The organism is Corallococcus exiguus (assembly GCF_009909105.1).
In the GTDB taxonomy this organism is placed as follows: Bacteria; Myxococcota; Myxococcia; order Myxococcales; family Myxococcaceae; genus Corallococcus; species Corallococcus exiguus.
Window position 1 is genome coordinate 240,083 of sequence record NZ_JAAAPK010000015.1, and the last position, 17,315, is coordinate 257,397.

10 protein-coding genes are annotated in these 17,315 nt (G+C 71.9%); 7 read left to right on the forward strand and 3 right to left on the reverse strand.

The features are described from left to right. Window positions 1-4 precede the first annotated feature (4 nt). Window positions 5-625, reverse strand: a complete 621-nt coding sequence (locus GTZ93_RS39160) for a hypothetical protein (protein ID WP_120600195.1) — start codon at window positions 623-625, stop codon at window positions 5-7. A gap of 285 nt (window positions 626-910) precedes the next feature. Between GTZ93_RS39160 and GTZ93_RS39165 the strand changes: the two genes are divergently transcribed. The 3 genes from GTZ93_RS39165 to GTZ93_RS39175 all read left to right on the forward strand — a co-directional run bounded on the left by GTZ93_RS39165 (window position 911) and on the right by GTZ93_RS39175 (window position 3,782). Further along, window positions 911-2,266, forward strand: a complete 1,356-nt coding sequence (locus tag GTZ93_RS39165; RefSeq protein ID WP_139917958.1) for a sensor histidine kinase — start codon at window positions 911-913, stop codon at window positions 2,264-2,266. Further along, entirely contained in the window at window positions 2,263-3,219 is a 957-nt protein-coding gene (locus tag GTZ93_RS39170; RefSeq protein ID WP_139917960.1) for an SAM-dependent methyltransferase, read from the forward strand. The genes GTZ93_RS39165 and GTZ93_RS39170 overlap by 4 nt, the downstream gene beginning before the upstream one ends. A gap of 149 nt (window positions 3,220-3,368) precedes the next feature. Then, window positions 3,369-3,782 carry a hypothetical protein gene (locus GTZ93_RS39175; RefSeq protein ID WP_180946053.1) on the forward strand — a complete coding sequence of 138 codons (414 nt, stop codon included), beginning with the start codon at window positions 3,369-3,371 and terminating at the stop codon, window positions 3,780-3,782. Window positions 3,783-3,837: 55 nt separating this feature from the next. Here the strand turns inward: GTZ93_RS39175 and GTZ93_RS39180 are convergent, their stop codons facing one another. Continuing rightward, entirely contained in the window at window positions 3,838-5,172 is a 1,335-nt protein-coding gene (locus GTZ93_RS39180; protein WP_139917962.1) for an outer membrane beta-barrel protein, read from the reverse strand. 285 nt (window positions 5,173-5,457) lie between these two features. Between GTZ93_RS39180 and GTZ93_RS39185 the strand changes: the two genes are divergently transcribed. Beyond that, a complete protein-coding gene (locus GTZ93_RS39185) occupies window positions 5,458-6,708 on the forward strand; it encodes a metallophosphoesterase family protein (RefSeq protein ID WP_120580536.1) in 1,251 nt (416 codons plus the stop codon). Next, entirely contained in the window at window positions 6,705-9,905 is a 3,201-nt protein-coding gene (locus GTZ93_RS39190; protein ID WP_139917964.1) for an AAA family ATPase, read from the forward strand. Before GTZ93_RS39185 ends, GTZ93_RS39190 begins: the two co-directional genes overlap by 4 nt. On the opposite strand, the gene GTZ93_RS39195 is transcribed toward GTZ93_RS39190, so the two are convergent. Further along, on the reverse strand, window positions 9,906-10,685 hold the full coding sequence (locus GTZ93_RS39195) for a DUF695 domain-containing protein (protein ID WP_139917966.1): 780 nt from the start codon (window positions 10,683-10,685) through the stop codon (window positions 9,906-9,908). Window positions 10,686-11,150: 465 nt separating this feature from the next. Between GTZ93_RS39195 and GTZ93_RS39200 the strand changes: the two genes are divergently transcribed. Both GTZ93_RS39200 and GTZ93_RS39205 read left to right on the forward strand, forming a co-directional pair. Continuing rightward, window positions 11,151-14,519 (forward strand): carboxypeptidase regulatory-like domain-containing protein, encoded by a 3,369-nt coding sequence (locus GTZ93_RS39200; RefSeq protein ID WP_161663316.1) that lies wholly within the window; start codon window positions 11,151-11,153, stop codon window positions 14,517-14,519. A 51-nt stretch (window positions 14,520-14,570) separates the two neighbouring features. Next, entirely contained in the window at window positions 14,571-17,303 is a 2,733-nt protein-coding gene (locus GTZ93_RS39205) for a hypothetical protein (RefSeq protein ID WP_139921227.1), read from the forward strand. Window positions 17,304-17,315 lie beyond the last annotated feature (12 nt).

A 17,315-nucleotide genomic window follows, 5' to 3' on the forward strand; every position in this document is an offset into this window, starting at 1 on the left:
TGACTCAGGCCGCCTGGGCTCCGGCGAGCGCCTGGGCCACGTCCTTCTCCAGCTGGGTGAGGAACGTCTCGAACAGGCGCTCCTCCAGCGCGAGCGCGGGCTCCAGCGTCGTGCCCACCTTCGTCAGGCGCTCCGTGCACGCGTCCTCGATGGCGCGGCGGTGGGACTGCTCCTCCACCACCACGCGCCCCAGCTCCTCGCGCACCACCGTGTGCCGCGTGGCCGCCTTGTAGAGCGGATAGAGCACCATCGCCCGGCGCTCCACCACCGACGTGGTGAGCAGGTAGTGCAGGTACACGTCCGTCGTCCCCGTCACGCCCGTCACCCACTCCGCCAGCTGCCGGTCCAACGACTGGAACCACGCTGACGCCGCGCCCACGCTCAGGAACTCCGTCACGTCCTCGCGGCCCGCCACCTCACAGGCCAGCTGCTTGAACGTGAATGCATGCCGCGTCTCGTCCGCCAGGTGCCCCAGCACCTCCAACGACGGGTGCCGGTCCGCCACCGTGCGCGAAATCTTTCGCGCCCCAATGAACTCCAGCAGCGACAACGTGTGCAGCCACCTCACTTCCAACTCGGGAGACTGAGCGAGCTGCCGCAACACCGTCTGGATTCTGTCACGCATGGGGCGCCCCTCTATCGCGCCCCTCACGTCCTCCCAAGCACTGTTGCTCCGGACAGGAGTCATCACTCGCCCTGACCAGGAAGACAGGGACGGAGGACTGGCCAACAATGTTCGTGCCCCCGGGTTTGACCGGGAGGGCTCCGCCGCCGTTTGCTTCTCCGTGTCGAGGGCTGTGCCTGGTGCCGGGGGGTTGACCAGCATGCGTCCGTATCGCGGAGACCTGCATCCGTCCGGGCACCGTCCAGCCCGCGCCGCCGTGTCGCGGTCCGGCACCGGAGCGCGCGCATGAAGGCCCTGCCCCTGTCCTCCTTCCAGGGAGTGACGGCCTTCCGCCATTGGATGCGCGCCCAGGACGCGGGCCGGCTCCTCGCGTCCCTGCGCGTGCGCCCCCTCGCGGGCCACCTCCTCCGGGGCTCCGCGCTCGTGGGCGCCGTCGCTTGGGCCCCCTGCGTCCACTCCTTCTTCGCCGTGCCCTTCACGCCCGCGCTCGCGTGCTTCCTGCCCGGCGCCGTCCACCGCGTCGCCTTCGCCTGCGCGCACGCACGCCACCGGCGCGTGGGAGCCTTGAGCTGGCTCGCGTGGCTGCCGGGCCTGGCGCTGGAGCACTTCTTCCTCGCGGGCCTCACCGCGCTCGCCGCGCCTCGCGGGGCGCTCGTCCTCGGCGTGCTGCTCATCGGCCTCTCCGCGGTGCACGGCCGGCGCTACCGGGTGACCTGGCGCGAGCCCTTCCTCATGGTCGGCACGCTCGTGGCCCTGCTCGGCGCGGCGGCACTGGCGTGGCACTCCCAGAACGGGCTGCTCCTCGCCGTCATGGGGCCCGCGGCGCTGGTCGCGCAGCTGTACCTGGGCTCGCTCGCCATGCGCTACGACCAGGCCCGCGCGGACGCGGACCGCCTGCGCGCCGCCGTGCACGCGCAGCTCGTGGAGCAGCAGGAGCGCGACGTGGGCCGCCTCACCCAGGCCATGGCGGAAATCCTCGGCCACCACCAGGGCATGGACCAGGTGCTGCACGACGCAGGCACCGCCGCGGACATGATGAAGGCCTTCGGCACGCAGCGTAGCGCGCTCGCGCGCACCGGCTTCGAGGACCAGTCCCGCCAGCTCCAGGACAGCCTTCGACAGCTCCAGGAGATGGTGAAGGAGGTGCGCGCCAAGAGCCGCCGCTTCGCCGGCACGGAGCCGGAGGCCGTGGACCTGGGGCTGGTGCTGGAGTCCGTGCAGGCCCAGGTGTCCCTGCGCTTCCCCGACGTGGACATCCACGTGGAGATGCAGATGTCACGGCCGCTTCGCGCGCTCCTGCGCGGTGGGCCGCTCACGCTGCGCCGGGTGGTGGAGAACCTGGTTGTCAACGCATGCGAGGGCAATGGCGAACAGGGCGCTTCCCGGGTCTTCATCCGGGCACGCACCGAACCGCTCAGCGGACGCCTGGAGGTGGAGATCGAGGACGACGGACCCGGCTTCCCTCCAGAGCGCCTCAACGCGCCCGCGGAGGAGCTCTACACGACCAAGTCCCAGGGCACGGGACTGGGCCTCTACACCAGCGAGTGCCTGCTCCGCGCCAGCGGAGGACTGCTGCACCGGCACAACGGACCGGGAGGCGGCGCCCTGCTCCGCATCCTGCTGCCCCGGGAGTACCCATGAAGCCCCTCAGCGCATTCACTCCGACGCCGTCCACGCCCCTGACGCGCGGGCGCGCCGCGAATGAAGCGGTGGCCCCGTCCAGCGGCCCGGCCCTGCTCACCTCGTTCGACGTGCGCGCCTACCATGAAGCCCTCGCCGCGCGCGGACTCGCCCGCCAGGGCACGAACCCCCGCGTGTACTGCCACACGGGCCTGGTGGACCGGCTGCCTCCGCCCGGCACACCGGGGCCGGAGCTGCGCGAGCGGCTGAGGGACTCGCAGGAAGCGATGCTCGTGGAGCTGGCGCGCGCCATGGGCCCCTTCCCGGACGGCGGCGAGGTGCTCGACGTGGGCAGCGTCCTGGGCGGCAGCGCGCTGTACTGGGCCCAGGAGCACCGCGCGCGCGTGACGGCGATGGTGACCGTGCCCACGCACCTGGAGCAGGTGCGCCGCTTCGCGCACGAGGCGGGCATGGGCGCGCACGTGCAGGTCCGGCTGTGTACGGGCGAGCCGCCCCGGCCCCGCGAGTGCTACGACGCCGTCATCGCCGTGGAGAACACCTGCGCCCTGCCCCGCGCGGAGTGGCTGCGCGGCATGCACGCCCGGCTCAAGCCCGGCGGAGTGCTCGCCATCGCGGACTGCTTCTGGGTGCGGCCCGACGCCGTGCATCCCTCCGAGAACGCGTGGAGCCGGCACCTGGGCAGCGTGACCGCGTTCCTCGCCGACGCGCGCGAGGCGGGCCTGGAGCTGGAGGCGCATGACGACGTGTCCGCGCGAGCGGTGGGCTTCTGGACGCTGAGCTCGGAGCTGCGCGTCCACGAGCACCTGGCTCGCGCACCCACGGACGCCCACAGCCTGCGCGCCGCGCTCAACGCCGTGCGCGCCGAGTCGCGCCGCGAGCACCTGTGGCTGCAACAGGGCCTGCTGGATGGCGGGCTGGAGTACGCGCTGCTCGTGCTGCGCCGCGAGCCCTGATCCATTGCGTGTCCAGGCAGGCGGCCTGGCGGGCCCCTGCCCCATGGCACGAGGAGAGGGCGGCCTGGCGGCATGCAGCCCTCGGACGATGTCCCTGCGTCGCCCCACCCCCAGCCTTGGGTTCGTCACACCAACACGGGGGGTCGAGCATGAAGGGTTTCACGCGATGGATGGTGCTGGGGGCGGTGGCGGGCGCGATGGCCCTGACCGGGTGCCAGAGCAAGGACCGCTCGCAGGAGAGCATGGGCGGCGGGACGGGAGGCTCCGGAAGCACCCAGGGTACGCAGGGCACCCAGGGCACCGAGCCTGGCATGGGCACGGGGCATGAACAGAGCCCGAGCCAGGGCGAAGGTTCGACGATGGATCAGGGCACGGGCGGAGCCGGCTACGACGCGGGCACGGGCGGAGCCGGCTACGACTCAGGCACGGGCGGATCCGGCTACGACTCAGGCACGGGCGGATCCGGCATGGAGCCTGGCTCCGGCATGGAGGGCTCCGGTGGCTCGAACGACACCACCGGCGGCAACACCGGATCCGGCTCGGTCCCCGAGCCCACCCGCTAGGCCTTGAGCCTCGGGGCGGCGCGGGCGTGACCGGATGGCGCGCCCGCGCCCTTCCTCAAATCTTCACCATCAACGCGCCGGTGAGGCGGGTCTCCGTCTTCACCAGGTCGGGGCTCCAGCCGTCCACGAGCGAGCCCGGCGCGCCCTGGTTGCCACCGGGCGGCGTGACGCCTCCGCGTCCGGAGAAGTACGGCACGTTGGCGGCGCGGTGGTTGAGCTCCACGCGGAAGGTGATGAACGGCTGGGGGATGACGTCCGCGGCCACCTGGAAGTCCCAGGCGCGGTAGCGGTCGCCCGGGTTCGCGGTGAAGTACGGCGTGCCGGAGGCCGCGGTCGTCCCGTTGATGGGCGGCAGCAGCACCAGGTAGCGCCCGGGGTTGGTGATGGCGCCACCGCCCACGGTCAGCGCCAACCGGTCCTGGAGGAACCACGCGCGGTGGTACGCCATGAACCCCAGGAAGTACTGCGACCCGCAGTCCACGCCGCCGCCGAACTCACAGCCAGCGTCGAGCGTGAGTGACGCCGCCGCCTTGCTGACGAAGCCGCCCGGCGCGTCGTGGTACTTCACCATCACGCTGTCGTCGGTGTGCACGCGCGTGCGGCCCGGATTCCCCAGCGTGTCCGAGCCGTAATACTGATTGCCCACCACCGACAGCCAGCCCGTGGGACGCCACAGCACCTGCCCGCCCACGCCTTGACCGTCGTTGAAGCGGCCATACGACTGCCAGCCATTCACGAGCCACGGTTCAATCTTGAGCGTGTCGCTGACGAAGATTTGCGCGCGCACGCCGTTGAAGAACCACGGCGTGTTCGACGACACGTAGGACGGCTGGTAGGTCCAGTTGTCCGCGTTGTAGTAGCTCCACAAGCCGATGTAGCTCATGAAGATGCCGGCCTGCAGGTTGATGCCTCGCAGAGCATCGAAGTGGTAGCCGCCGTAGGCCTCGGAGACGTAGCGGTAGGCGTTGTCCAGGCCCCACTGGCCGCGAATGGGGCTCGCGTCGTTGCGCGGCGTGGTCTGCGAGTACATGCCGAACTGGGTCATCAAGCGGCCCATGACGTTCTTGTAGAGAAAGTCCCCGCCAATGCCGAGCTGCGTGACCTGCACCTCTCCGTGGCGGAACACCTCGCTGGATCCGGAGAGCGTGTCGTCCCGCGGGCGGTTGAAGCTGTAGTGGTACGCCGTATCCAGACGGAACTCGCCGGTGAACGGGCCGAAGCTGAGCGGCTTCTCGTTGGCGCCCGCGTTGCCGGGCAGCCAGGAGAAGTCCGCGAAGGCCAGCGGCGCGGGGCGCGCGTCGGACTGCGCATGCGCGCGCGGTGCGAGCAACAGCACGGCGAGCGCGGGTAGGAATGGGAGGTGGGGCAGCCAGGAGGTGACGGGTCTCATGGCGGGGCCGGATTGCAGCCGTCATACCCGGGGGCGAAACGGGCGGGACTCCAGGAACCCCGCGAGGTTGGCGAAGCGGTGCGGGCCCTCGCGTCGTGCGAATCGCAGGGTGCCCCTGCGGGACTTCGCGCGAAGCGCAAGAGGACTGGACGCGCATCCAATGTGGCGGATTTTCACCCGTGGACTCCCCGTAGGACCTGGGGGCATGGCCTGTGTCCACCGGCGCGTGACACCTGGAGGCGGGAAGTCGGAGAGAGGGCGGGACTCGGGTACGGTGCCCGCACGATGCGCTTCTCCTTCGTGCACGCCGCGGATCTCCATCTGGACACTCCGTTCCGGGGCGTGGCCACGCACGGCCCGCTCCTGGAGCGCTTCCAGCAGTCCACCTTCCATGCACTCGCGCGCATCGTGGACGTGTGCCTGCGCGAGCGCGTGACGTTCCTGCTGCTGGCCGGGGACCTGTTCGACGTGAAGGACCGCTCGGTGCGCGCGCGGCTGGCGCTGCGCACGGAGCTGTCGCGGCTAGACCGCGCGGGCATCCAGACCTTCATCGTGCACGGCAACCATGATCCGCTGAGCGGCGACACCGGCACGCTGGGTCTGCCCGCGTCGGTGAAGGTGTTCGGCCCGGAGTGGGAGGACGTGGAGGTGCGACGCGAGGGCCGGCGCCTGTGTCACGTGCAGGGCGTTTCCTATCCGGACGTGGAGGTGCGCGAGAACCTGTCCGCGAGATTCCGCCGCACCGGCGAGCACTTCAGCGTGGGCCTGTTGCACGCGAACCTGGGCGGCGACGCGGGCCACGCGAACTACGCGCCCTGCACCGCCGCGGACCTGGCGGCGGGAGGGCTGGACTACTGGGCCCTGGGCCACGTGCACACGCGCGCGGAGCACCTGCTGCCCGGCGGTGGCGTGGCGGTGTACCCGGGCAACCCGCAGGGCAGGCACGTGCACGAGACGGGCGAGCGCGGCTGCGTGGTGGTGGACGTGGAGGACGGCGTCGCGCGCAGGCGCTTCGTACCGGTGGACCGCGTGCGCTGGCACCGGCTGGACGTGCCGCTCGCGGGTGTCACGTCGCTGGACATGCTTCAGGCAGTGGCCACGGAGGTGGTGGAGTCACGCTGCGCGGAGGACTTCGACGGGCACGCGGTGCGCCTCACGCTGGCTGGACGCGGCCCGCTGCATCGGGAGCTCGTGCGGCCGGGAGCGAGGACGCAGCTGGAGTCGGACCTGCGCGAGCGGCTGGCACGCGCGCATCCGCCGGTGCTGCTGGAGTCGCTGCGCGATGGCAGCCGGCCGGAGGTGGACCTGGAGGCGGTGCGCGCCGGAGGCGGCTTCCTGGGCACGCTGTTGGAGGAGGCGCAGGCGCTGACCCATGACGACGCGGCGCTCGCGTCGCTGTGGGACGACGAGGACCTGACGACGCTGGGGCAGCGGCTCAAGCGGCTGGGCGTGGATGCGCTGGAGACGCCCCGGCCGGAGCTGGTGGCGCAGGCGGGCCAGCGCGGCGTGGAGCAACTCCACGAGGAGGCATCATGAAGCCGGGCCTGCGCATCAACCGCTTCCAGGTGGACGGCTTCGGGCACTTCCGCGGGTACTCGGGGACGCCGGGGCCGGGGCTCACGCTGTTGTACGGCCCCAACGAGGCGGGCAAGAGCACGCTGCTGGCGTTCCTGCGCGGCGTGCTGTTCGGCTTCGAGAAGCGCGGCCAGCCGGAGCGCTACGAACCGGAGGGCGCGATCTTCGGCGGCGAGCTGTGGCTGGAGACAGCCTCCGGCCCGCTGGTGGTGCACCGACACGGCGGCAAGCGCGCGTCGGAGGGCACGCTCACGGTGCGCGGCCTGGATGGACAGCCGCTGCCGGAGACGCTGCTCGACCAGGCGCTGGCGGACGTGCCGCGCGAGCTGTTCTTCGAGGTGTTCGCCTTCCGCCTGGATGAGCTGTCCTCGTTCCAGCGGCTCGCGCAGCAGCGCGGCGTGTCGGAGGCGCTGTTCGCCGCGGGCATGCAGGGCGCGCGCAGGTTGCCGGAGGCGGTGGAGCGGCTGCGCAAGGACGCCGAAGCGCTGTACGCGCCGCGCGGGCAGAAGCCCGAGCTGAACCGCGTGATGAAGGACCTGGAGGAGGTACAGCAGGCGCTGCGCGAAGCAGGAGACCGGCCCGCGCTCTACTTCTCCACGCGTGACCAGCTGGCGGAGCGCATCGCGGAGGGCCACGCGCTGGAGGTGGCGCGCAAGCACACCGAGCATGAGCTGGACCACGCCTCGCGGCTGGAGTCCGCGCTGAGTGACCTGACGGTGCTCGCACGCGACCGGGCGGAGCTGGCCACGCTGCCGGTGCTGGACACCTTCCCGCCGGGCGCGGAGACACGGCTGGAGGACGTGCTCCAGCGGCGCAAGACGTACCGCGCCCAGCAGGCACAGCTGCACGAAAGGCTCGCGCCCATCGAAGAAGCACGGGAGCGGCTGGCGGCCCCATGGCCCGTGCGCGAACGCGCGGAGTCCCTGCGCACGGCGCTGGCCACGTACTCCGGACACTCCGAACAGCTTCGCTCGCTGCCCGCGCGCAGGGCATCGCTCACGTCACGGCGGCGGCAGCTGGAGCAGTCACTGGGAGAGCTGGGGCTCGCGGTGGACGCGGGCGGATTGCTCGCGCTGGACCTGGGCGCGCGGGCGCGCGGAGAACTGGAGTCGCTCGCGGGACGGCTGGACGCGGCGGACACGGCGCTCGCGCAGGCGGAGTCGGAGCAGGCGCGCACGCGCGAGGAACGGGCGCGACTGGAGACGACGCTGGGGCGGGTCCAGGCGGAGCTGACCGCGCTGCCTGAGACGCGGCCCGCGCAGGTGCGGCAGCGGCAGGCAGCGGTGGGACGGATGCGCGCGGTGCGCGGAGACCTGGAGCGGCTGGCCGAGCAGCGGCTGGAGCAGCGCCGCCAGATGGACGGCGTGCGGGCGCCCACGGACGCGGTGCCGCTGCGCTCGCTGGTGCCGCTGTCGTGGGTGGTGTCGGCGGCGCTCGTGGCGCTGGGGTTCGCGGCGCTCGCGGCGTGGATCGCGGGTCCGTCGGTGGGCGTGCTGTGCGCGGTGGGCGGCCTGCTGCTGGTGGGGCTGCTGCTGCTCGTGCGCCACCGCGTGGAGACGGCGCGCAAGGCCAGCCTGGAGGCACAGGCGGCGCGGCACCGCTGGCGGCAGCAGGAGGAGGAGCGGTTCCGCTCGGCGCAGGCGGCGATGAGCGCGCGCGAGGAACTGCTCCAGCGGGAGCTGTTGAACGCCTCCAGCGCGGCGGGCCTGTCCCCGGGCGCGTCGCTGTCGGACCTGGCCGCGCAGGAGTCGCTGCTCGCGGAGCAGCTGACGCAGGCCGAGCGGCGCGAGCTGCTGGTGCGCGAGGAGGACACGCTGCGCACGGCCTGGGACACGGCGGTGCGAGACGACCAGCGCGTGGAGGAGGCACGGCTGCGCGCGAGCCAGCGCGAGGAGGTGCTGCGCGAGGAGTGGATGGCGTTCCTGGTGGCTCGCCGCTTCCCGGAGGCCCTCTCCGCGGCGTCGGCGCTGACGTTGTGGCTGGATGCCGCGGCGCTGCGGCAGCGGCTGCTGGACCTGCGCACGGACGAGGAGGAGTTCACGGTGGCGGAGGCCGCGTGCGACGCGGTGACGACGCGGCTGTTGCAGGAAGCGCGGGCCGCGGGCATGCCCCCGGGACAGGCGGAGACGGTGGCCGCGCGGGTGTCCGTGGCGCTGGAGGAGGTGCGCTCGAGGGCGGCCGACCAGCGGCACCTGGACGGTCAGCGCGGCGAGCTGTTGGCGGAGAAGGCGCGGCTGGACCAACTGGCGCTGGACGAAGACCAGGCGTGGGAGGCGCTGCTCACGGAAGGCGGCTGCCAGGACGAGGCCACCTTCCGCCGCCGCGCGGTGCAGGCGCGAAGGTACGCGGAGCTGGCGGCCCGGGTGCGCGAGCACGTCCAGCGGGTGCAGGCACTCACCGGCCTGGGTGAGAACGCGGCGCACGAGGAGGTACACGCGGCGGGCGGTGAGACGGGCCTGAAGGAACAGCTCGCCACGCTGCGCGAGCGTCACAAGGCCGAAGGCGACCGCCACAAGGCGGTGCTCACGGAGCAGGGCAGCCTGAAGACGCAGCTGTCGCAGTGGGAGAACGACGACCGCGTGTCGCGGCTGCGCATCCAGGAGGAGACGCTGCGCGCGAAGGCGGCGGAGCTGGCCACGCGCTACGCGGCGGACCGGCTGACGCTGGCGTTGCTCGGGAGGGCGCGCCGGAGGTTCGAGGAGGAGCAGCAGCCGCGCGTCATCCAACTGGCGAGCGAGCTGTTCTCCGAGCTGACGGCGGGGCGCTACCGCCGCGTCTTCATCCCGGCCGGGGACGCGCGCGAGCTGCGGGTGAGCGACGGCGCCAGGGACTGGAGCGCGGAGCAGCTGTCCCGGGGCACGCGCGAGCAGCTGTTCCTCGCGTTCCGGCTGGCCGTCATCCGCGACTTCGGGGAGACGCGGGGCGCGCTGCCGCTCATCACGGACGACGTGCTGGTGAACTTCGATCCAGAGCGGGCCCGGGGCGCGGTGCGGCTCTTCGCGAGGCTGGCGGAAGCCCACCAGGTCATCGCCTTCACCTGCCACCCGTGGCTGCGCGAACAGTTCGAAGCGGAAGGCGCCCACGTCCTGGAGCTGCCCGGCGCCACGAAGTCTCCCCGCGAAGGCGCCCAACCGTTACGGGTGGTCTCCGGCGGATAGCTAGAAGTCCTCCGTCACGAGCAGGCAGCCCCAGCCGTCATACGTGCCCCAGTGCGACGCCACGACGTCGAGGATCTCCTCGCACACCGCGTCCATCCTCGCGTCGTCCACGGTGTCCACCCGGCGGAAGTCCAGGCGCCACATCAGCCCGCGCACGGGAACGATCTGACACCGGAAGCCCTGGAACCCCAGGCCCCGCAGCCGGCCCTCTGCTTCCTCCGCCTCCCGCTCCCACGTGAAGTGCGCGCGGTGCTCCACCTTCCGGGCCACGTCCAGCAGGTCCCCCTCCGCTCGCAGAAGCGCGACCCGCTGGCGGTTCATCCTCACCTGCCACTGCAAGGGCGACGGGAAGAGCGTCTGGAGATACACCGTCCAGCCGGGGTCCCGCGTCCGCGCCACGTCCACGTCATAGGCCCCCTGATGGGCCTGCACGAGCGGCCGCACCTGCCTGGCCGTGATGGACTTCGGGCCATACAGGTAGACGTACTGCACGCCTTGATCCACGAGGTGCCCGACCCCCAGCAGCCCCAGGGGACGCAAACACGCCTCCAGCGCGCCCTGCACCGCGAACACCGCGTCCTCCTCATCGCTGTCCAGGAGCCCGTTCGACATCGGGTTCTTCAAGGGGAGGGCCAGTCGCCAGAGCACGGGGTGGCTGGCCATGGGCGCGAGCGGATTGGCGCCCAGGTCGATCCCCACGGTCTGCGGCCCCTCCGTGGACCACCGGAAGTAGTCCTCGAAGGATTCTCTCCAGGGCTTCGCGGAGGACGGAGCGTTCATGCCGGGCAAGTCCAACCTCCAGAGGTCGTGGGCCGGTCGACCTCGCGCCCCCGCGCGGATCCAGACTCTAGCGCACAAAAAAATACTGGGAGCGCGCCCCCTCGACGCGCTCCCAGTAACTCAACCCCTCCCCCGAGGGGTCCCCCTCTCGGATGCGGCCCCCAAAGCTCCGCGTCCGTCCTGCTTTTCCTTCAAGACGTCGACTACCGAAAACCTTGAGTCCCGGAAGATCGACCCCCGAAACCCTTTCCCCCTCTGCCCGGTCCGCTCTGCGTCCCGAGCCCTTGGACCCTGGTGGCTCTGCCCCCAGCATCCCCACCTCGCCTTCAATACGTCGGCCGCGAAAAACCTTGGTTCGGTCCTGTTTTTTTCCGCCGCCCCCCTCTGACGCGGCCGGCCGGACGGCCCTCCCCGGGGCGCCTGCGTCGGCGCTGCTGCTACAGTCGCCCACCCTGGAGGGGCGCCATGAAGAAGACGTCGGCGGTGGTCATTGGAGGAGTCGTGCTCGCGCTCCTCATCGGAGCCGGGGTCTTCTGGTGGCAGAGCCCCACTCCCCCCACCCCCGCGTCCCCACCGGCCGCCCGCACCGCGCGCCGGCAGCTTCCCCCCACGCCACCCCCGCCACCCCAGGGTGCCCTCCAGGTCCAGGGCCGTGTCGTCGACCTCCAGGGGCAGCCCGTCGCCGGCATCGAGGTCTCCGCCTCCGTCCCCCTGCCCGGGGAGACCCTGACGGAGCTGCCCTGTGACGAGGACTCGCCCGAGGTCCCCGTGGTCTCCGAGGACTGCGATTCCCTCCCCGCCCTCCGCTGGGTCCGAGAGATGGTGGAGGCCCACCGGGGCGCCGCCTTCGTCCTGTCGCGCACCACCTCCGCCCAGGACGGCACCTTCACCCTGGAGGGCCTGCCCCAGGGGACAGTCGACCTCTGGGCCCTGGGTTCCCAGGGCGCCGGCCTCCAGGAGGACGTCGTCACCGGCACGCGGGACGTGACGCTGGAGCTCGGGGCCAGCCAACGGCTCACCGGCCGCGTGGTGGACGAGGACGGCGCCCCGCTCGCCCAGGCCCAGGTGACCGTGCTGCACACGGACACCGCGCGCTACTTCGAGACGAAGACCGGCGCGGACGGCCGCTTCTCCCTGGGCCCCCTGCCCGGAGAGGTCCCCTACAGCCTCCTCGCCGCCCACCCCGGAAAGCTCACCGAGTGGATGGGGGACGTGGCCCCGGTCGCCCTGCCCGAGGACATCGTGCTGTTCGCCCCCCGGCGCATCGTGGGCACCGTGGTGGACGGCGAGCATCCCGTCGCCGGCGCCACCGTCACGGAGCTCGACGGCGAGCGAGTCACCACCACCGACGCCCAGGGCCGCTTCACCTTCGACGGCCTCCCCCCCGACAACTACATCCTGGAGGCGGAGCAGGGCGGCCTCCAGGCGCACGAAACGGTGGAGGTCACGGAGGACCAGCGCGAGGTCTCGGTGACGCTGAGCCTGGGCACCATCTTCTTCGTCGAGGCCACCGTGCGAGACACCGCCGGCAACCCCGTGGCCCACGCCGAAGTGAGCGCCGCCAATCTCCGTGAGCCTGACGAGCACTACCCCCCCCACCGCTTCAAGGAGCTTGGCACCACCGGCGAGGACGGCCGCCTGCGCCTGGGCCCCCTCCGGGCCCGTGACTACGTCTTCCAGGTGGTGGCGGACCAGATGATGGACCTCACCGCCGTCCGCACCGTGGCCGAGGGCGGTCCTCCGCTGGACTTCGTCCTCTCCCCCGCCGTCCTCGTGGAAGGCATCGTCACCAACGCCGCGGGCCAGCCGGTGGCGGAAGCCTCCTTGTCGCTGCGTCCACCCGCCCGGAAGCGCCCGGCCGACCCGCCTCCGCCCGTGTACACGCGCTCGCTCATCTTGATGCACCCGCACCGCGAGGCGCCCTTCACCTTCGACGCCACCTCCGACGAGGAGGGCCACTTCGCCATCAAGGTGGACCAGGCCCTCTCCGGCACCCTCACCGTCGAGGCCGACGGCTACCTGCCGCGCAAGCTCCAGGTCCGCGCCCCCACGTCCGGCCTGAAGCTCACCCTGGACTCGGGCGCCACCGTGCGCGGCACCGTGACGAGCTCGCGCGGCACACCCGTCAACGAGGTGGACGTCAGCCTGGTGATGCAGGAGCCGGAGCAGGAGCCCTCGACAGGCGCCCGCGAGGCCCCAGAAGAAGACGACGACAAGATCGACATCATCCGCATGACCTTCGCGGGCACCTCGGGCGAGGACGGCCGCTTCGACATCAAGGGCATTCCTCCCGGCACCTATGCCGTGTGGATGCGGACCACCACGGGCGGCTACGAGCGCCTCATGCCCGACCGCGTGGTGCTGCGCGGCTCGGAGACCGTGGAGCTGGCGCTGCGCCTGGACCTGGACGGACGCGTGGGGGGCATCGTCGTGGACGCGGAGGGCCGGCCCCTGGCGGACGTCACCGTGGACGCCACCGCGAAGGAGGACGAGGCCAGCAACGGCCGCTCGTACTCGCCCCTCTCCATGAAGACCGGCCCGGACGGCCGCTTCATCCTGGAGCCGCTGGCGCGCGACTGGGACTACGAGCTGACGGCGGTGAAACCGGGCTACGCGATGCCCCAGCCCCCCAAGAAGGAGAGCCCCGACGAGGGCCCGGACGACGAGACCTTCGAAGAGACGCATGCAAGGCTCAAACGGTGGATGGATGAGCAGGAGGGCCCCAAGGTCATCGCCCGCGCGGGGAACATGGGCGTGCGCATCACCCTGGCCTTCCAGGGCCGCATCACCGGCCGGCTGGCAAGGAAGGACGGCACGCCCATCACCCGCTTCACCGTGAACGAAGAGGCGATGCGCGACCCGAAGGGCGCCTTCACCGTCTTCGTGGACGAGCCCGGCCCCCAGCACCTCACCTTCGAGGTACCGGGCCACGCCCTCACCCAGCGCGACGTGGACGTCCCCGCCGGCCGGAGCGTGGACCTGGGCACGGTGCGAGTGGAAGCAGGCCACGTCATCCAGGGCCGCGTGGTGGACGACACCACCGGCGCCCCGCTGGCCGGAGTGTCCGTCTCCCTGGCGCTGCCGGCGGAAGACGTCCGCAACGCGGAGCACTCCGAATCCTTCGCGGACGTCACCACCGGCCCGGACGGCACCTTCCAGCTGCCCGCCGTGGAATCCCGGCCCTACGTGCTCACCGTGCAGGAAGCGGAACACGCGTCGCTCGAACGCATCGTGGGCCCCACGGAGGACACGCTCGAGCTGCGCCTGCCGTCCGCCACCCGCCTGGAGGTCTCGGTGCGGGACGCACAGGGCCTGCCGTTGGGGGTCGTCCTGACGGCCATCTCGAAGGCGGACCCGGAGGAGCAGCTCATCGCCTCGGCGAGCAACGGCGTGGCCCAGTTCCGCGACCTGGCCCCGGGCGACTACATCGTGAAGATCGCGGGCGGGAACACCGGCAGGGTCGTGCCTCGCGTCGTGCACGTCGAGCCGCGTCGCGTCAACCGGGTGGACCTGCCGCTGTCGACGACGGGGCTCAAGCTGAAGCTGCGCTGGAGCGAGCGCGGGAGGCAGGGCACCCCCTACCTCCTCCCCGGACGCGTCCCCGCGCCGCCCGAATCCGCCTCGGCCTCGGAGGTGCGGTGGCTGGGCGAACAGGCCCTCGCGCCGCTGTTTCACGGCGCGGATACCTGGGTCCTCGTCCCTCCCGGGCCCTACACGCTTCTCGTGTTGCAAGAACGTGAGGGACGCTGGCTGTCGTTCCGGCAGGACGTGACGGTGGGCGCGGGCACCATGCAGGATTCGCAGGAGGTGGAGGTCCCCGCACTGCCGTGGTGAGGCGGGTCCAACATGCCTCGCGGGACAGGGGAGCTGTGTTAAACCCCACGCATGACCCCGAGCGACGCGCTGAGCGCAGCAGACCTCGAACGTCTTGCCAGGGCGGAGGCACCGGACCTGGCCGAGTCCGTGCTGGCCTTCCTCGACCAGCCGGACCGCACGTCGGACACGCCGCTGCCGCAGGGCGCGCTGTCCTTCGACGCGTTGAAGCAGCTGCTGGAGCAGGCGCGCGCGGACGGCGACAAGGCCGGCCGCCGCAAGGGCTCGCATGAGGCGTGGCAGCGCTTCCTCGCGCAGAAGGACGTGCCGCTGCCGCCGCGCCTGTTGCTGGCGGACCTGCTGGTCTCCCTCTACGAGAAGAACACCGAGCCCGCGCGCGCCGCCCTCATCACGCTGGTGAAGGAAGCGCCGCTGAAGTTCGGCCTGTGGGCGGGCCTCAAGCGCATCTACAAGCTGGCGGAGGCGCGCCACGACGCGGAGATGTTCGGCGCGCTGGCCTGGCGCTTCGACACCGAGCGCGGCGGCCGCCGCAGGAACCGCGAGGTCAGCGGCGGCACCCTCACCTACCTCCAGCGCCGCGCCTGGCGCTTCCTGCGCCACCTGGGCGCGGCCGTCCCTGAGCTCTACCCGCAGTTCGCGGTGGAGGTCCTGCGGCACTACGACCTGGAGACGACGTGGGCGCAGTGCTGGGTGGCGCACCACCTCTGGGCGCACAACAGCAAGGGCTACTCCGCGTCGCGCTTCCCCATCCAGCCGCCCAACGACATGGTGAAGCAGCGCATGTATCCGGACGCGTGGAAGCGCTCGCCGGACGCGCTGATGCGGCTGCTGGACACGTGCCAGTCGGACCCCGCCGCGAAGTTCGCCATCCAGGGCCTGCGCAAGGACTTCCCGGAGGCGCTGCGCAAGGTGACGCCCGCGTGGCTGGACCGCCTGGCGCGCCGTCCGCTGGGCAGCGCGCACGACTTCCTGGTGGAGACGCTCCAGGGCTCGCCGGACTTCCACCAGGGCAAGCTGCGCGCGGCCGGGCTGCATGAGGCGGTGCTCGCGCTGCTCTTCTCGCCCAGCGACAAGGCCCGCGCCTACGCCATCGAGTACGCGCGCGGCCACGCGCAGGACCTGGCCGCGGACCGGCTGGCGGACCTGGTGGAGAAGGGCGAAAGCGACGTGCAGAAGTTCGCCGCCGCCGCCCTGGAGAAGCACAAGCCGCGCGACCTGGGCCTGCCGCTGCTGGGCCGGCTGCTCAACTCCAAGCCCACCGCGGCGTTCGCGGCGAAGGCGCTGGAGCAGTCCTTCGACCGCGCGGAAATCACCCACGACTTCCTGCGCGAGCTGCTCTGGGGGACGAACGAGCAGCTCAACTGGGCGAAGAACTACGTCTCTTCGAAGTACGCGGCCGGGGAGATGCCGGCGGACTTCTGGAAGGTGGCGCTGACGGAGGCGAAGCAGCGCTCGTCGCGCCAGCGCATCGTGGAGGACACGGCGATGAAGGCCCTGTCCACCTACAAGCCGGCGGACATCGGGCCGGAGTGGCTGCTGGACCTGGTGGCGCACCCGCGCCTGGGACGTCAGGCGGCGCAGTGGCTCACGCGCGCGGACAGCCTGCCGGGCCTGGACGTGGAGCGCGTGAAGGCGCTCGTCTTCAACGGCAAGTTCCGGAGCACGGCGCTGGAGCTGCTCGGCAACCGCAAGCTCTTCACCGCGCGGCAGCTCACGGTGCCCTGGCTGCTGGCGCTGGCGCGGCGGGCCGACCCGCAGCTGCACGAGTTCGCGCACCGCTACCTGCTGGCGAACGTGGTGCCCGCGGACTTCAGCGACTCGGGCGACGCGGACGCGGGCCTGGAGCGCCTGTTCGACCTGGCGCTGGGCGCGAAGCAGCCGCCGCCGGTGCGCGCGTTCGCGCAGACGTACCTGCGCTGCCACCACCCGGGCATCGGGCCGGAGCAGCCGGAGTCCAAGTCCTACGAGCTGCGTCCCCGCGCGCCGCGCAAGGCGTACTCGGCGGAGCGGCTGTGGCCGGCCCTCTTCGACGAGCGCGACGACGTGCGCCGCTTCGCGCTGACCATCGCCCGCTCGGAGCTGCGCGCGTGGGGCTACCAGACGCGCGTGTACGAGCTGGCGGACTCGGACGCGAAGGAGATCCGCAACCTGGCCTATGACGCCCTGCTCAACGCGGGCGAGCCGGGAGCGGACGCGCGCCACACGCTGCAGCCGGACGAGCTGGACGCGGGCAAGGTGTTCGCGCTCACGGAGTCCACCAAGCGCAGCACGCGTGAAGTGGCCGTGGAGCTCATCCGCCGGCACTACGCGCGGCTGGGCGGCGCGGAGCGGCTGTCCGGCCTGATGCAGAGCGCGGACCGCGAGGTGGGCCTGTTCGCGGTGCGCCTGCTCTGGGAGAAGCACCGTCCGCTGCACCTGCCGGAGGGCTGGAAGCCGGCGGGCGGAGGCAAGGACGAGCGCGAGGCGGGTGGCACCACGCGCTTCAGCGACGTGGAAGCACTGCGCACGTTCCTGCGGCGCATGATGTTCGGCCTGCCGCCCGGGCGCGCGAAGGAAGCGCGTGAAGGCGACGTCCAGCGCCGGCTGTCCGCGAGCGTGGCCAAGCGCCGCGTGGTGGAGCTGGTGCGGGACCTGGGCCTGGAAGACGAGAGCTTCGCGCGAGTGGTGGCGCCCGTGCTGGGCGAGTTCACCGGCTCCGTGGCGAAGGGCGAGTGGCAGAGCTGCCTGGCCTCGCTGGTGCAACTGCGTGCGGCTCACCCGAGCGTGCAGCTCGGCGGCATCTAGGACAACGACACC